The 16,673-nt window shown below is 46.6% G+C and carries 13 protein-coding genes; 10 read left to right on the forward strand and 3 right to left on the reverse strand.

All coding sequences use genetic code 11. The features are described 5' to 3' along the window. Window positions 1–25: 25 nt before the first annotated feature. Complete coding sequence (gene catA, locus MKY01_RS10720) at window positions 26–673, reverse strand: type A chloramphenicol O-acetyltransferase (RefSeq protein ID WP_282321990.1); 648 nt, start codon at window positions 671–673, stop codon at window positions 26–28. Between the two features lie 228 nt (window positions 674–901). Here catA and MKY01_RS10725 point away from each other — a divergent pair, with 228 nt between their 5' ends. The 9 genes from MKY01_RS10725 to MKY01_RS10765 all read left to right on the forward strand — a co-directional run bounded on the left by MKY01_RS10725 (window position 902) and on the right by MKY01_RS10765 (window position 14,083). Further along, window positions 902–1,462, forward strand: a complete 561-nt coding sequence (locus MKY01_RS10725; RefSeq protein ID WP_076318443.1) for a flavin reductase family protein — start codon at window positions 902–904, stop codon at window positions 1,460–1,462. A gap of 574 nt (window positions 1,463–2,036) precedes the next feature. Next, window positions 2,037–4,130 carry an acyltransferase family protein gene (locus MKY01_RS10730; RefSeq protein WP_282321989.1) on the forward strand — a complete coding sequence of 698 codons (2,094 nt, stop codon included), beginning with the start codon at window positions 2,037–2,039 and terminating at the stop codon, window positions 4,128–4,130. A 257-nt stretch (window positions 4,131–4,387) separates the two neighbouring features. Next, window positions 4,388–5,701, forward strand: coding sequence for an extracellular solute-binding protein (locus tag MKY01_RS10735; protein WP_282321988.1), 1,314 nt, complete (start codon window positions 4,388–4,390; stop codon window positions 5,699–5,701). Between the two features lie 101 nt (window positions 5,702–5,802). After that, on the forward strand, window positions 5,803–6,684 hold the full coding sequence (locus MKY01_RS10740; protein ID WP_036609591.1) for a sugar ABC transporter permease: 882 nt from the start codon (window positions 5,803–5,805) through the stop codon (window positions 6,682–6,684). Window positions 6,685–6,720: 36 nt separating this feature from the next. Continuing rightward, window positions 6,721–7,575: a carbohydrate ABC transporter permease gene (locus MKY01_RS10745; RefSeq protein WP_339287138.1), complete on the forward strand. Its 855-nt coding sequence runs from the start codon at window positions 6,721–6,723 to the stop codon at window positions 7,573–7,575. A gap of 30 nt (window positions 7,576–7,605) precedes the next feature. Beyond that, entirely contained in the window at window positions 7,606–9,387 is a 1,782-nt protein-coding gene (locus MKY01_RS10750) for a sensor histidine kinase (RefSeq protein ID WP_339286397.1), read from the forward strand. After that, complete coding sequence (locus tag MKY01_RS10755) at window positions 9,384–10,970, forward strand: helix-turn-helix domain-containing protein (RefSeq protein ID WP_339286398.1); 1,587 nt, start codon at window positions 9,384–9,386, stop codon at window positions 10,968–10,970. Before MKY01_RS10750 ends, MKY01_RS10755 begins: the two co-directional genes overlap by 4 nt. Window positions 10,971–11,060: 90 nt before the next feature. Then, on the forward strand, window positions 11,061–13,637 hold the full coding sequence (locus tag MKY01_RS10760) for a glycoside hydrolase family 2 protein (protein WP_339286399.1): 2,577 nt from the start codon (window positions 11,061–11,063) through the stop codon (window positions 13,635–13,637). A 215-nt stretch (window positions 13,638–13,852) separates the two neighbouring features. Further along, the gene (locus MKY01_RS10765) at window positions 13,853–14,083 is read left to right on the forward strand and encodes a hypothetical protein (protein ID WP_076208990.1); all 231 of its coding nucleotides are present in this window, start codon (window positions 13,853–13,855) and stop codon (window positions 14,081–14,083) included. 117 nt (window positions 14,084–14,200) lie between these two features. On the opposite strand, the gene MKY01_RS10770 is transcribed toward MKY01_RS10765, so the two are convergent. Then, window positions 14,201–15,316 (reverse strand): FAD-dependent monooxygenase, encoded by a 1,116-nt coding sequence (locus MKY01_RS10770; RefSeq protein ID WP_339286400.1) that lies wholly within the window; start codon window positions 15,314–15,316, stop codon window positions 14,201–14,203. A gap of 270 nt (window positions 15,317–15,586) precedes the next feature. Here MKY01_RS10770 and MKY01_RS10775 point away from each other — a divergent pair, with 270 nt between their 5' ends. Continuing rightward, complete coding sequence (locus MKY01_RS10775) at window positions 15,587–16,069, forward strand: MarR family transcriptional regulator (RefSeq protein ID WP_036609579.1); 483 nt, start codon at window positions 15,587–15,589, stop codon at window positions 16,067–16,069. 98 nt (window positions 16,070–16,167) lie between these two features. On the opposite strand, the gene MKY01_RS10780 is transcribed toward MKY01_RS10775, so the two are convergent. After that, window positions 16,168–16,467: a hypothetical protein gene (locus MKY01_RS10780; RefSeq protein ID WP_047842412.1), complete on the reverse strand. Its 300-nt coding sequence runs from the start codon at window positions 16,465–16,467 to the stop codon at window positions 16,168–16,170. Window positions 16,468–16,673 lie beyond the last annotated feature (206 nt).

Here is a 16,673-nt window from a genome sequence, read left to right on the forward strand (position 1 = left end):
GAATGCCTTTTTGTAATTTAGCTAACTAACACCAATCTTGGCATCGATCTGCAAGTGATTGCAATTCATTAAATACAACACCAGCATGGTAGCCGTCGCACACGGCGTGATGTAACTGAACGGATAAGGGAAGATGTACTTTATCGTTCTGTTGAACATATTTCCCCATCGTGAAAATAGGCAACAAGTAGGTTCCCTCATTGTAAATATTCAGATTAAATCCCGTAAAGTTCACCCAAGGAATACTGGAAACGGGAAAAGTATTTGGCGGTTCATTGGGTTTGGCAACAAATTGTTTGTGATCTTTGTAATTATTCATATCTTCCAGATAACGAATGTGGAACGTCTCGAAATCTTCATGGAATGCTGTCCAGATCGTTGAGAAACTTTTGTTGTCCTCATGAAAAATCGTATAACTCGGAGACAATTCGTCCCAATAGCCCAATCTCCCCTCGGCATCAAAACAAGTTCGAAATTCCCTGTGTGCATTGACGACCGTAGAGATCATATGAATAAGAGCCGGATAGAACTTCAATCCTTTAAGCTTCAGTTCGTTGATCAATAGAGTGATATCCAGATTAGCAGTTATGCTGTAGGTACATCTGACCTGATTCAAGTAGTGGTCAAAGTATGGCTTTCGATCCCACTGATCTAACACGATTGAATTAAACATAAGTTATAACCTCCTAAATTTGAATGTCTTTATTTAGGAGGTATATTTGACTGATTTGACCATATCCTATCACATTCCCAATATCGTATTTTTAGAAATTGACCATTTCAGTATACCATGATAGTGAATATGTCGCTTATAGCGAAATCGTCTGCAAAACGCTTTTTCAACCTGTTTCTTTCCTTTATAATTAAAATTGTCTTTATAACAAAGAAGAGAGGGGATTAGATGCGTCAGCCGATAGAAGAACCTATATTTTATTCTTATCCTGGAATGGTAGCGGTGGTGACTTCACGTCATGAGGGAGTCCAGAATGTGATGGCGTCCGGATGGCATACATACATCGGATCATCACCAGGCGTATACGGCATCTCCCTTCGTAAGGAAACATACTCCTATGAACTCATTGAGAAGAGTGGCGTATTCGGTGTTCATTTCCTGCCAGGTCATCGATCGGAGTGGATTCAAGCTGCAGGAACGTTCAGTGGGAGAGATACGGATAAATTCACAAGATTCGGCATTCCGTATGAGGAAGGAATCAAGGTAAGTGTACCCATTTTGACAGATGCTTATTTTGCTTATGAATGCAAGGTTATGGAGATTACGACATATGGTGACCATGAATGGATTGCAGGCGAAGTATTGCAGCGATATCAGGATCAGAAGTACTTTCTGGAGAATGGAATGGTTGATCTGGAGAAGTTGCAAATCCCAATGTACACAGGGCGTTCAGCATACCGGATCATGGATGCGAGGACAGAAGAAAAGATTCACCCGTTCCACCTCTAGGGTCCTAGGCAAGAAGACGTAATTATGAGCAAAACTTTCAATCCGGTCTGACATAGGTTTATAATGGATATTGGCTGCTGAGCAAGTCGGCAGCCTTTTGTTATGAATTCAATTGTTTCAATCGATGTGTGCGTGGGTATGCTGGTTTGCGCAAGCGGGACAGGTAATTTTAGCCACTCGATGAAAAGTACTATATTTAACGACAAAATTAGAGTATGATTTTACAGCTATATGAGCTGGCAGGAAAGGTTACATCGGTTTAATCGTTTGTAACTATTCCTGTAAAGTATAAGGCTTAATACGGGCGTATAATGCTAAACGTGAACTCACGAATGAATATAAAGAATATTTTAATAATTAAACTTAATGGACAGGCAACTCGTCTTCTTTAAGATTATAGAATTCACACAGAATGTCGCATCATCGGATCGTGCTTCGAACAGAAGCTTTTCTTATGTTGTAAATGAAAGATGGAAGGTGCAATACGTATGTTAATGACAACCAGAACGATCAGGAGTTCCTTTATGCCCCCAACACCGATGTTGTTGACTCACAGTAACAAGGAGGGGCATGCATGTCACAATCGTTAAATCGTAAGAGACATATGAACGGACTTGACGGCTTGCGAGCCATCGCTGTACTTGCAGTAATCGCGTATCATCTGAATTTGGATTTTATTCCGGGCGGACTGCTCGGTGTAGGTATATTCTTTGTTCTCTCGGGATATTTAATTACAGATATTCTCGTGTCACAGTGGCAGGAACATGGACGCATTTCACTCGGTGATTTCTGGGTAAGACGGGTAAGGCGTTTGCTTCCAGGCATGCTGACCATGACAGCTGTGGTGATGATCTGGTTGGCCTGTACAGACCCATCCCGGCTTGCTGCGCTTCGTGGTGATATCGTTTCGGGTGTATTATACATAAGCAATTGGTGGTATATCTTTCACAACGTTTCCTATTTCGAAAGTTTTGGCCCTCCATCACCGTTTGGACATTTCTGGTCGCTGGCTGTGGAAGAGCAATTTTATCTTATATGGCCTCTTCTGCTGATTGCAGCAATTGTAGTGTTCAAAAGAAAGGGATGGCTGGTCGTCTTCATTGTCGTCGCAGCTGAATTATCTGCTGGCGCAATGGCCATCATGTATAATCCGGATTTGGACCCGAGCCGTGTATATTATGGAACAGACACGCGGGCATTTGCACTGCTTGCTGGTGCTGCTCTTGCCGTGGTGTGGCCTAGTCGCAAGCTATCGAACTCTCTGTCTGGCATGAACCGGCTTGTGCTCGATGTGTCGGGACTTGCTGCGCTCGCTTTGTTAATCTACATGATGCTGAACAGCAGTGAATATGATCCGTTTCTGTATCAAGGGGGCATGGTTCTTCAGGCTATCGCAACAACGTTGCTGGTAGCGGTGTTGGCTCACCCATCGTCTTTACTGGCACGTATCATTGGCGCGAAGCCATTACGCTGGATCGGAGAGCGATCCTACGGATTATATCTGTGGCATTATCCAGTCATTATTTTAACCAATCCCGCGGTGGATACGGGAGGAGCACATCCTGTACGCATCATTTTACAGGTTGCTGCAACGGTTGTACTGGCCTCATTGTCCCTTAAATATATTGAAAATCCGATTCGGTACAATGGATTCCGTGATTCTTGGTCCCGATTATGGGGAAGAGGGCGTTCATCAATCGGTATACGTAACGTATGGTGGAAGCGGGCAGGTCTGTTGATGACGATTCTGCTGTTGTCCTATACGGTATCTCAGATGATGGTCTCCCATGCAGCGAACTCCGATTCCCATTCGGTATCGATGTCCAACACATTAAATGGAGAGAATTCCGTAGCGGAGGAACAGGGACAGGATGTGTTGCCAGCTATTACAGGAACGTCAGGCTCTGGCCAAAAGAACGATGCTCATACCCATAAACCGGAAGCAGGAACGAAAGATGATCCGGGGAAAAATGAGAAGCCAACAGGAGAGCCTGCTCCAGACTCAAAACCTGACGACCAAGACAATTCAGTGAATGCTGGCAAGGACGGTCAGTCTGAAGATAAGCCGGCTGATGACTCCGTGACGAACGAGGATGATACACCGGATGACGCCGGATCGAATCAATCCGATAATACGGATCATACGGATGATGCACCTGATTCATCTCAGGACAATGAAGAAACGGCTCCTCCTGCCGAGGATGGAAAAGTTCATTATACCGTTATTGGAGATTCGGTGATTTTGGATGCAAAACCGTATCTGGAGCAAAGTATATCGGGAGTTTATGTGGACGGACATGTTGGTCGTCAGATGTGGCAGGCAGGCGATGTATTGGAAGGTCTGAAGCAAAACAACCAAATGGGCAGCAAAGTGGTGCTGGAGCTCGGGACGAATGGTTCCTTTAACTCCAAAAACTTGAATGCTGTGCTTGATTATCTGAAGGATGAGGATCGGGTATATCTGGTTACTGTGCGCGTACCTCGTCCGTGGGAACGAACGGTGAACAGGGCGTTGAATGAGGCAGCATCCAAATACAGCAATGTCTCGTTAATTGACTGGAACAGTGCAAGTGAGGGACATGACGAATATTTTGAAAAAGATGGCGTACATCTCACTACGCAAGGGTCCGAAGCTTTTGCAGAACTGGTGAAGAACAGTATCCAATAATACGCAATCCATATTTAATACGATTTAGCACTTATTCATTATATATAGCCTGGGGTGAAGCTACCGACGGCTGCAACAAGAAAGAGCTCTCATTGTGAGGGCTCTTTTTAGTTGTTATGAACAATAAGTCAGCAAAGTAAATTCCAAACAGGGGAACCGATATTTTTCACCCCTGCATCCGTGGATCGTCACCTTACGGTATGATAGCGTTACCATTTACAATAAGTGTATTCAAATCGCCGAGGGGGATTATAGAGATGTTGAAAAAATGGCTTTCAGGTTTCCTGGCAATAACATTGTTCTCCATTATTCTGGCTGGCTGTGCTGGCGGGGACACTTCAGAAGGAGGCAGTGGGAATGACAAAGTAACCGTCACACTCTGGCACAACTGGACCGGACAGGATGCAAAGGCGGTTGCGATGCGCAAAATTATTGAAGATTTTCGCACGGCGCATCCAGATATTGAAGTTGTAGATGAAGGCCTGCCAACAGATGGTCTCAAAACCCGGCTTCGTACGGTGGCCGCTGCCAACGAGATGCCAGACCTGTTCGTGATGTGGCCGGATGCCATGACGAAGGAATTTGTCAAAGGGGATCTGTTACAGCCCATTAATGCAGAGCTGGACGCAAAGCCGGAGTGGAAAGATAACTTTATCCCGAATGCACTGGACGGATACACCGTGGACGGGAATATCTACTCCGTGCCCATGAATTTGGCGCCGAGTTCATTCATCTATTACAATGAAGCTCTTTTCAAGCAGTACAACGTAAAAGTACCTGAGACATGGGCGGAACTGGAACAAGCGATTGCTACTTTTAATCAAAATAAAGTTATTCCCATGGCACTTGGCAACAAGGCCAACTGGGTAGCTCAATCAACGATATTCAGTACACTGGCTGATCGGATTACCGGTACGGACTGGTTCCTGAAAGCGACAGCACAAGAGGGTGCAAGCTTTACCGATCCACAATTTATTGAAGCCTTGAACAAGATGCAGGAGCTTGGCAACACCAAAGCATTCCAAGATGGATTCAACAGTATCGATGAGACACAGATGATGCAACTTTATTTCCAAGGTAAGGCAGCGATGGTCATGAACGGCGGATGGGCCTTGGCAAATCTGGTGAACAATGCACCTGAAGAGGTGTTGAACAACACACATATTACGATTCTTCCTCCAGTGGACGGAGGTCAGGGTGAACCAAGAACAACATCCGGTGTAGTAGGAACCGGGTTGGGTGTAAGTAAAAAGCTGAGCGGTGCACAAAAAGAGGCAGCGATGGAGCTGTTCTATGCGCTGGCAGGACCTGATGGTCAGAAGGCCACATTGGATAGCAGCACATTGGTGAGTTACAAGATTGATCTGGACAAAACCAAAGCACATCCATTGTTCGTAGAATTATATGATCTGATGCAGGAAGTGAAGATCACGCCAGTATACGATTCCAAGCTGGGATCGGCAACGGTTGAGGTTATTAATAATGCATTGCAAGAGTTGCTTATGGGCGGCAAGGCCGAAGACATTGCAGCCAAAATTCAGGCGGCTCAAGCCAATGCAGTTAGTCAGTAACCATTCGTTAAAACCCCTTCCCGGCAGGGGAGGGGTTTTAAGTATGAATGGGACAGTCAGTTACAAGTTGGTAAAGGCATTTATGGAAGGGAAGTGAACAGATGAACGCACTGCGCAGTCGGCGTTTTATTATGCTGGGGCTGGCCCCGGCAGTCATCATTTATGCATTGTTTGTATTTGTACCGGTCGTGTGGTCGGCATACTACGGTTTCTTCAACTGGTCCGGCATCGGCGCATCCAAATATATTGGTATGGATAATTACGTGGAGATCTGGCATGATCCTGTGTTCTGGCGGGCACTGAAAAATAACGTTATTTTTGTGTTGGCATCGGTATTTGGACAAATTCCGTTAGCGCTGATGTTGGCGGTCATCTTACACAAAAGTAATCCGTTACAGCGGTTTCTACGCTCAGCCGTATTTCTGCCGATGGTGTTATCCACTGTCGTTATCGGTATGATCTGGCAGTATATCTATCATCCGCAGATCGGGATATTGAACTTTCTGCTGGACGCACTGGGGCTGGAAAGTTGGAAGTTGCAATGGCTTTCCGATGACAAGATTGCCATTTTCTCATTGGTACCGCCGCTGCTCTGGAGCTTTGTCGGGTTGTATCTGATTATCTTCATCTCGGCGTTGCAGAATATTCCAGGCGAGATTCATGATGCTGCCAAAATAGACGGTGCTTCAGGAATTCGGAAACTGGTATCGGTCTCTTTGCCCATAATCTGGGGTACGGTTCAGGTAGCGATCATTCTATGTATTTCGGGTAGTCTGAAATCATTCGATCTGGTCTACATCATGACCAAGGGTGGTCCGGCACATGCGACGGAACTGCTTGCAACGTATATGTACAATTCAACCTTTACAACATACCGATATGGTTTTGGTAGTGCGATCTCCACAACCATCGTACTGATCTCCCTGCTGCTGATCGGAACAAGCCAGTGGCTAACTAGTCGCAAACGAAAAGAGAATCAATAGAGAGGAGGAGCTATCATGCGCGTGACACCTGTATCCATGCCATCACCTCGAAGCAACTCGGGCCATCCGATTCGTCGCTTACGTAGCGGAATTGTTTGGACGCTGCTAACGGTCTATGGTATTTTAACATTGTATCCGTTCTACTGGCTCGTGATTAGTGCATTCAAAACAAATGAAGATTTCTATAGCAGGCCCTTTGGTCTTCCGGAAAACTGGAATGTTGCCAATTTCAGCAATGCATGGGAAAGCTCCAGGCTAGGGACTGCTTTTGGCAATTCACTAATCGTATCGGTGGGTTCACTTATTCTGACGCTGTTTATTGCAGCGCTGGCTTCATTCATCCTGGCTCGTTTCCAGTTTCGCTGGAAAGGGTTGATCATGACCTTCTTTGTTGTTGGTATGCTCATTCCGATCCATAGTACGCTTGTCCCCTTATTTATTCTAATGAAACAGATGTCCTTGCTAAATACGTACTGGGCCTTAATATTACCTTATACGGCTTTTGCATTGCCTACGGCCATTTTTGTGCTTACGGCTTATCTGACAAGTGTTCCACGTGATATTGAAGAGGCAGCTTTTATTGATGGAACAGGACTTTGGGGGCTGTTTACCCGAATCATGCTACCCATGTCTGTGCCTGCGTTGTCGACGGTTACGATCCTGAGTTTCCTGCATGCGTGGAATGACTTTTCATTTGCGCTTGTATTCATCAACAAAACCGGATTGAAAACGTTACCGCTGGCCATTGCGAACTTTGCGGATGGGTATCAAACCGATTACGGATTAACGCTTGCTGCCATGACCCTATCGGTCATTCCAACCATTATCTTGTATCTCATATTCCAGGAACAAGTTATGAAAGGCATGACAGCAGGAGCTGTCAAAGGATAAGCGAAAGCGCATCCAGAGGAGGAGAAACGTTTGGCACGCTGGCTCACATCTTCGTTACAAAGGAAGCTATCGGTCGTCGTGACGGCTTCAATGATTGTGCCATTGCTGGTGTTGGGTCTGTTCGCCTTTCTGATCTCTTCCCGCATTACAGAGCAAAAAACAAAGCTGTCCGGCATGGATACGCTGAAACAGGTGGAAGCGAATCTTCGTTATATGTTACAAGATGCCGAGAACCTATCGATTTTTCTGATTGGAGAACGGGACATCCAGCAGTATCTTAGCCACAATGAAGATCATGAGCTGGACCGGGTGGATATCCTGGGCAGGATGACCAATCTGGCGGCTTCCAAGAAATATATTGCGAACATCGCCATATATCCAAGCCGATTCGATGCCACATTGTCTACGGCTACCTGGTATGAATCCAATAATTCAAGCTTATCTTATCCACCAGTGCCGAGCGGTGAAGCAGTGAAAAAATGGACGGGGGTATACCCGGTGCAGAATTACGCGGGTATTCAAAATGTGATCACATTGGTTCGGCCAATCCGTAGTATCCATGATTATCGACCCATCGGCTGGTTAGCCATTAGTCTGGATGAGAAGGCCATATCCAAGGGATGGGCGGCTCTGGGATTAGGCAGAGGGCAAGGCAGACTGGAGCTCATCGGCAGTTCTGGAGAGATTCTGTCTTCGATGGACAAATCTCGGCTTGGACTTAAGCTGGAAGGTGTCGAACCAGGGATTTCGACGTTAATTCAGGATGGCGGTAACGGAACCACCACGTATGGCAGTGGTGACGATAAACGGACGTTGCTCTATTATCCGGAAGAATTGACGGGGTGGACGTTGGTTGGAACAGTCCCATACGACCAGTACAAGTCCGAGAATCGGTACATTCTTATTCTAACCGGCTGCGCCGTTGCCATGTCTGCTGTGATCAGTGCTGGCTTGGTCTGGTTTACGGTGCGGCGTGTGACGAGGCCGCTTCGTGTGCTTACCAGACATCTGTCCCGAATTGATCCGGAACGCCCGCTTCCTCTGTTTCGATCTGAAAGTGATGACGAGATTGGCAGGCTTGGGGAGAGTTACAATCTGCTCGGTGCACATATTCAGTTATTGAAGGAAGAGGTTATTCGAGGTGAAGCTCGCAAAAAAGAAGCGGATCTTCGGGTGCTTCAGGCGCAGATTAATCCGCACTTTCTCTATAACACGCTCTCTTCCATTCACTGGATTGCCTTAATGTCTGAAGAGAAGAGAATTGCGGATATGGTTGAGGGCCTGAGTGATTTTCTGCGTATCAGCTTGAACAATGGTCAGGATTACTGCCCTGTGGAACAGGAGATTGCTCATATTCGCCATTATGTGCGTGTGCAGTCGATTCGTTTCCCTGATCAATTTGTGTTGCATTATATCGTAGATCCAGCGCTTGAGAAGCGAATGATGCTGAAGTTATTGCTGCAACCGCTTGTTGAGAACGCCATGATTCATGGCATTCAGCCCAAAGCAGGCGTGGGTACCATCACCATAATGATTCGTAAGGACCCGGATAATGAACAGATGAATGTGCTGGTGCTGGATGATGGTGTTGGCATGGAGCCGGACAGACTGGAACAATTAAGGATAAGTATTAGGGAATGGAAGGGAAAACAGCCGGAAAAACAGCTAAACCAAGGCGGTTATGGGCTCTGCAATGTAAATGAGAGACTGCTGCTCCATTATGGAGCGGATGCACAGCTTGAAGTAGACAGCAGAGTTGGGGGAGGTACCCGGATTTCGTTTTCCATTCCAATCTTGGAGGGTTCGCCATGAGACTATTAATTGTTGATGACGAAGTCATTATCCGTACAGGGCTTGCCAGCGTTATCGCGTGGCATGAACTCGGAATTGAGCTTCTTCAACCTGCTGCCTCGGCAGAGGAGGCGTTAACACGCATGGCTGAGGAACGTCCGAATATCCTGATGACGGATATTCGGATGACAGGCAGATCGGGGCTGGAACTGGCAGAAGAGGGACTACGATTGTTACCTGAGCTGGAGGTCATTATTTTGTCCGGATACGATGACTTTTCTTATGCGCAACAGGCGATTCGCCAAGGCGTTACAGATTATCTGCTCAAAACAAGCAAGCCGGAAGAGATCATCAAAACCGTATTACAGGCCAAACAGCGAATCACGGAACGTTGGGCAGAGAAGTCCAGAGAGGGCCAGCTTATGCGGGAGAATCGAGAGCGGTTATTTGCTGGATGGATCATTGATGGTGACACCGCTTCGGGTCATTTTCCTTCATTCTTGCGATCTGATGCTGGAAAAGAGGCAGGGGTTGTTGGCCTTGATGATGAACAGATTCTCAGACAAGTCATTATTCTTCGAGCAGAGGGTTGGGATCAATCCTCGGATGCGCTATTACGATTTGCGGTGCAGAATACCCTGGAGGATATGTTACCTGGTGCCATTGCTCATGTAGAGAAACAGCAAATTATCTGTGTAGTTTCATGGCCGCCTGTGGAACATGAAACTACGTTCAGGCTGGAGAGTGCACTACGTCGGGTGGAGCAATTACTGAAGTGCACCCTCCGCGCAGCGGTAGGTCTGCCTATGCGTGGATATGCAGATCTGCACGAAAGCTATAGAACTGCTTCAGTTGCCTTCCGATATCGGGGTTTGATGGATGATAAAGTATGGCATTATGAGCACGTTCAGGATCGCCAAGGTGGTAAAACTGTACTTACGCACGAAGAGGAGACCAGACTTGGTACAATATTGCTGGATAATGATTCAGTCACGTTAACGACATGGACGCGGGAACTTGTGGCTAATCTGATTACAGAACCGGAGGTCACACCAGAATCGTTCAGTGCTTGTTTGCACTCGGCTGTCATTGCAGGTCATCGCTGGCTGACTCGCACAATGCGAGCCACAGGGCGTGAAGAACCCGCAAGGCTCGAGCCCTGGTTGCCGGAACCGGATGCCGAAGCTGTGGAGCTCGGGGATATGCTGTTCCATCATCTGTATGGCCTGATGCATGTATATCATAGCCGAATGGGTCAGGGACAGGCTGCCCATGTGCAGAAGGCTATCGGTTATATTGAATCATCATTGGCGCAGGATATTAATCTGCAGCAGGTAGCTGGACATGTTCATTTGCATCCGGGTCACCTCAGTGAGCTGTTTAAAAAAGAAATGGGTGTGACCTTCGGAGATTTTGTCACCGATATGCGTATACGAAGAGCGATGGATATGCTGGCGGTGTCTCCAGCGAAGGTCAGTGAAGTCGCTGCAATCAGCGGCTACGGGGACGTGAAATATTTTAGCAGACTGTTCAAAAAACATACGGGCAAGACCCCGAGTGAGTATCGCGAAGAGGCGTTGTTGTTCAAGCCTTCGGGAAGTTAGAAATGAGCAGATTAGGAAGCATGTTTTACCTTTCTGCAAACGTTTTCGATATGGTATTACTCAGGGTTATTGGAGAGTGAGGGCATACTGATGAAGACCTATAGTTCAAGTCAGGATTTATCGGGACAATGGAAGATACAGCATTTTGAAGTTGGAGAGAAGCGGGCAATGGATGTGGCAGCAGCTGCACTGGATGACCGTTTCTGGATCGGGGCTGAAGTGCCTGGCGATGTACATGCTGCATTGGTTGAGCGCAGTATCATTGATCCGCCCTATTACGGACATAATGATGCCAAAAGTCGCTGGATTGAGCAAAAGGAATGGTGGTATCGCACAACCTTCAATCTGGTGAGAGATGCAGAGACGGAGGAGCACTTTGAATTGGTGTTCGAAGGATTGGATACGTTTGCAACGATATATGTCAACGGCCATGAAGTCGGGAAAACGGCCAATATGCTTATGTCACATGCATTTGATGTAACGTCTCTGGTACGCAGCGGTTGGAATGCGATTGCTGTCAAGTTTGATCCGCTTCACCTGCATCACCGGGACAAAGAAACCTTTGACTGGTCCTCGTATACGAAGGAACGGCCATGGTTGCGCAAAGCAGCGATGAACTTTGGCTGGGACTGGGGTCCACGCATGGTTACGGTGGGGATCTGGGGTACGGTAAGGCTGGAAAAACGAACAATCGCCAAGCTGGACAATATGTATGCTCGTACGGAATCAGTCAGTTCAGAGTTGGCAGTCTTACATGTCACAGCGGATGTGAAGTCGGTCTTGTCTTACCGTAACAGACAGAAACGTGAGCAGGCTGTGGTTGCGACCTGTAATGTTCGTCTGTTGGATCGCAGTGGACACGAGGTGGCAGGTGTCACTGAACTACCCGTAGAGGGTGGTATAGCAGATACCACACTAAACGTTACGTCACCTCAGTTATGGTGGACTCATGATCTGGGTGAGCCGTATCTGTATACGCTGGAGGTTACATTATTCACGGATGGCGTTGAGGTGGATCGTTATAGCGAGCCTTATGGGTTACGAACGATTGAGCTGGCTCTTCACAATGAACGGGGTGAAGATGCATTTACTTTTATTCTGAACGGAGTCAAAGTATATGCCAAGGGTGCCAACTGGATCCCGGCTGATCATCTGATTGGCGCCATCCCAAACTCTCGGTATCGTGAGCTTGTCGAGCTGTCGGTGGAAGGGCATATGAACATGCTGCGTGTCTGGGCTGGTGGTATATATGAGAAGGATGTCTTCTACGATGAGTGTGATCGGCAAGGGGTGTTGGTGTGGCAGGATTTTGCATTCGCGAATGCACTGTTCCCGGATTTCAATCGTGATTTCATGGATAATGTACGGCAAGAGGTAGAAAACAATGTCTTACGTCTGCGTAACCGTGCCTCGCTTGCCCTCTGGTGTGGGAATAATGAAATAGATTGGCTCTATGATATGAAGTCTGCAAGTGGAGATATTACCAGCCCGTTCTACGGTGAACAGATCTATCATGAGCTAATCCCTGAAGTGCTAGAGCGATTGGATCTGTCTCGTCCGTACTGGCCTTCTTCGCCGTTCGGCGACAGCAACGGTCAGGATGCGAATGACCCGGATGTGGGGGATCGCCACAACTGGCAGGTATGGCATGGTTCGGTCTATCCAAGGAAGCATGGAGAGCCACCGCTGCTGGACTACAGCATTGAAGGTGTAACGTTCAAAAATTATAAAAAGGATCATGCGTTGTTCAGCAGTGAATTTGGTATGCACGCCTCGGCCAATCGTTACACACTGGAGAAAAATATGCCCGCAGGTCAGTTTTACTGGGGCAGTCCGGAGATGGCCTATCGTAACAAAGATACCAATCATCAAAAAGGTATTTTGCTGATGGAGGGTTACACAGGGATTCCGCAAGATATAGAAGAGTATATGAACTACTCCATGCTTACTCAAGCAGAAGGGTTACGATATGGAATTGAACATTTCCGGCGCATCAATCACCGCAACAGCGGAGCGCTTGTATGGCAATTGAACGATAGTTGGCCAGGAACAAGCTGGTCCATGATTGATTATGAACTGCTGCCGAAGGCATCCTTTTATTATGGGAAAATATTCTTTCATCCTGTCCTGTTGTCACTCGAGCATGAGCCGGGTGAGCCGCTTGCGTTGTGGGTTGTGAACGATACACGTGACGTCTTGAAAGGGGAGCTTCGACTCAATGTCTATGCATTGGATGGAGAGAAGATCTACTCCAGCTCACGTGCTGTTGAAGTAACATCCCAATCCTCACGGTGTATTGTTGAATTAACTGAAGTAGAGGTGTTACAGGGTAGACGCGCGGAGGAAGTAATGGTTGAGTTGGTATCCGAAGGATTTGCGGCACCGAGTAATCGTTACTTCTTGCGCGATCCTAAGGATGTGACGTTGCCAGAGTCGCAATTGAGCGTACATGTGAACGAGGAGGAGCAGTCTGTTACGGTTACGGCCAGTGGTGGGATTGCACGATTGGTGAAGCTGGAGCTTCCCCTTGGGCGTGTCCGATTCAGTGACAATTATTTCGATCTGCTCCCCGGTGAGAGCCGAACAGTGAGACTACTTCACCCAGAGCAAACGTCTCTGCCACTGACAGAACTTCGAGTTAGTGCCATGAACGGCAGAGAAGGATAAAATAATAATCACAGACTTCGAATCTTATTCGAGGTTCAAGGTGGTAATCCTGATCAGGGATGCCACCTTTTTTACTTTTGCAGCCGGGTGAGTTCATGTCGTTGTGTCAGGTAATTTAGTCCTTATTCCACAAGCGAAACTTCCAATCGGGTTCACATCTTGAATCATTAAGGTTAGAATGATATAGAGAAATCGTTTTCAAAGGAGGTGGATTCATGTCATTTGTCTTTTACCCGGAGATGGTTATATTCATTCTGATGTTGATCCTGCTGATTATTGGTATCGTATATATCGTTCGTAAAAGCAAACAAGTATTGCGCCGCTTAAGCAATCTGGAGAAAGCAGTATATGAAAAAGATAACATCTCATCCTATCCGAAGGACGTTGATACTGTACAAGAAGGAGCACCCAGAGAAGACACGTTTGCTCCACGCAAACGAAAATGAAGAAGGATACGGAATTACATAAAAAAGATAAACCAACAAACCAAACAGCCGATTCTTCTCTATGAGGAAGTGATCGGCTGTTTGGGCATATAGGCATTTTATCTGTATTAACTGGGTTTAGAGAAAGGATTCATACCGCTGTTGGAAAGAGGATTCCATCTCCACTTGTCGTGCCAGTTGATGCTGTACCTTTGCACCGCGAATCGTCTGAAGTTCCTGAAGTTGTGCAGTGGAACTGAATTGATCTGCAGCCATTTGGACAAGTAATTCGGAGAGCACATCCGCATCTTCGAGCGCGGCATTAAGTCCAAACGCACCGGTTGGTGTCATGGTATGAGCGGCATCACCGATGAGTACAACATTGTCCTGTGCCCACGACTGGCAATAGCTGCTTTCGACAGATAACAGAACAAAATCACTCCAGCTCTGAATGTTGGCAGCTACTGAATCAGACAGGCAAGGAAAAGCAGATACAAGTTTATCTACAAAAGGAGCAATCGGCTGCTCTCGCAGCTTGGAGTAAGCTCCTTCGGGAATGTTCCATCCAATCTGAACATAACCGCCGAACTGTGAGAACAGTGCGAGCTGTTGACCATCCATGCTGGCCATTCGAACAGCGGGTTCCCAACCTACGGGTGCCGGAATGCGTGCCCAGAGCAGATCATACCCATGCTTACGAATCTCCGGGGTCATACCGGAATGTTTGCGTACAGCAGAGTATCTGCCATCAGCACCCACAATTACAGATGCTTCAATGGAGGCAGGAACACCCTTCTGCCGAATGTTAATACCCACGACCTGGCCGTTCTTGTCTCGTAACAAACCGGTCATAATCGTATTGAATAGTACTTGTTCGTTTGAATTGTGCTGCTGAGCATGCGACACGATGGCTTCCAGGAGATGATCTTGGGGTACATGAATACCAACATGAGATTCTCCATGGCCTGGTGATACCGTATGAATAATCTGCCCATTTTCCCAATACTGAATCTGTTCCAAGAGCAGCGCTCCGCGTTGCTGAATGAGGGAATAGAGGCCGTGTTTATTTAAAATGGCTTCGCCGTCCACATTAAGCAACTCCCCGCGAAACGACTTGTGCAGGTGGGGCTGCCGCTCAATGAGCATCGTGGAGATTCCTTTTTGATTCAGTAAATAAGAAAGCAAAGCACCGCCAGGTCCCGCGCCGACGATGCAAACGTCCGTTTTGAGTTGTGATTGTGTATTCTGATTCATGTGCATAAGTCCCTTGCATTATAATGGTGACGCTTTATTTACTTTATAACAACAGATTTATTAAAATCATTAAGTAACTAAAAGTAACTTTAAAGATATAGGTTATTATAAACAAACCCGTTGCCATAATGCAATAGGCGAAACCCAAAATAAAACAAGAGTCTTGCAGTCAACGATAAGGTGTCGGATACAAGCGCATTTTTCACAAACATCATAGTGTAAATATGTTACAATATAAGGTAGGTTATGATGAAAGGCGGAGGAACGTTTATGAGCCCGGATACGGAGCGAAACTCTCAATTGGCAAACGTAGATCAATTGTTGGAGGCCTTCTTCAGATATAAAAATAAAGTATTGGATCAGCAACAGAAGACCGAAACCAACTGTAAACTGAATCCGACAAAAAGTCATATATTGGGCATGATTTTACGTGAAAAACGCTGCATGGCGGTTGATGTGGCTAGACAACTCAGTTTGTCTTCCGGCGCAACCACCATTGTACTGAATCAACTGGAGACGGAAGGGTTGATCCAGCGGGTGCGCAGTGAAGAAGACCGGAGAATTGTGTGGCTGTCCTTAACGGATGAAGGCGCGCAGCTTGCCAAGACACTTAATGCGAATCGCGGCCGAATGACGTGGGAATTGTTGCAAGCACTTTCCGAAGAGGAGCAACAGCAGATGTTTGGCATGCTGAAGAAAATTGAACTGAAACTGCTGGAGAACATGAAGTCGTTTGAGCAGATCCACCGGTAGTCCATAATATGACTTGATTCCTTGAAGACGTCAGTCCTCATGAGTTCGTCCCTAATTGCGGGGGGATGAACCTTGAAGACTGGCGTTTTTGAGTTGGTTTACAAATGAAAGCGAACCACATGATCTGTCATGCCTTCTTGGATCAAAATTTCTTTTTGCTTGCTGCCCATCAGGTCAAAGTGGGGAAAGGGCTGCCGCCGATGAATGTATCGCGGGTCCAGCCCATGATCGTTGCACCAACGTTCGAGACGTTCCAGATCTGCACAGCCAACTTTGGTGACACTGGTGATACCGGGAAATCGGTTGTCAATCCAGAAATGAGTGAGGTACGCAATCTCACCCCGAGCCACTTGTTCCTTCCACGCAGCAAGCTCTTGTCGTTTAATTCCAAATGCCATAGATGCAAGTTCCTTTCCAAACGGGTATTGTCCTGAGCATATTGTAACATCTTATATACAGAATCCATCAGAAATCTTTCATTCAGACTAGTCTGAGGCGAGTTGATTGGGTATATGAATATGACAACATTTTTATAATAAAGGTTGGATTATGTTAAAATAAACCTATACAACAAAGGTTTCACCACTTCTATAGCGGAAAGGGA

Source organism: Paenibacillus sp. FSL R5-0486, from assembly GCF_037975155.1.
Taxonomy (GTDB): domain Bacteria; phylum Bacillota; class Bacilli; order Paenibacillales; family Paenibacillaceae; genus Paenibacillus; species Paenibacillus amylolyticus.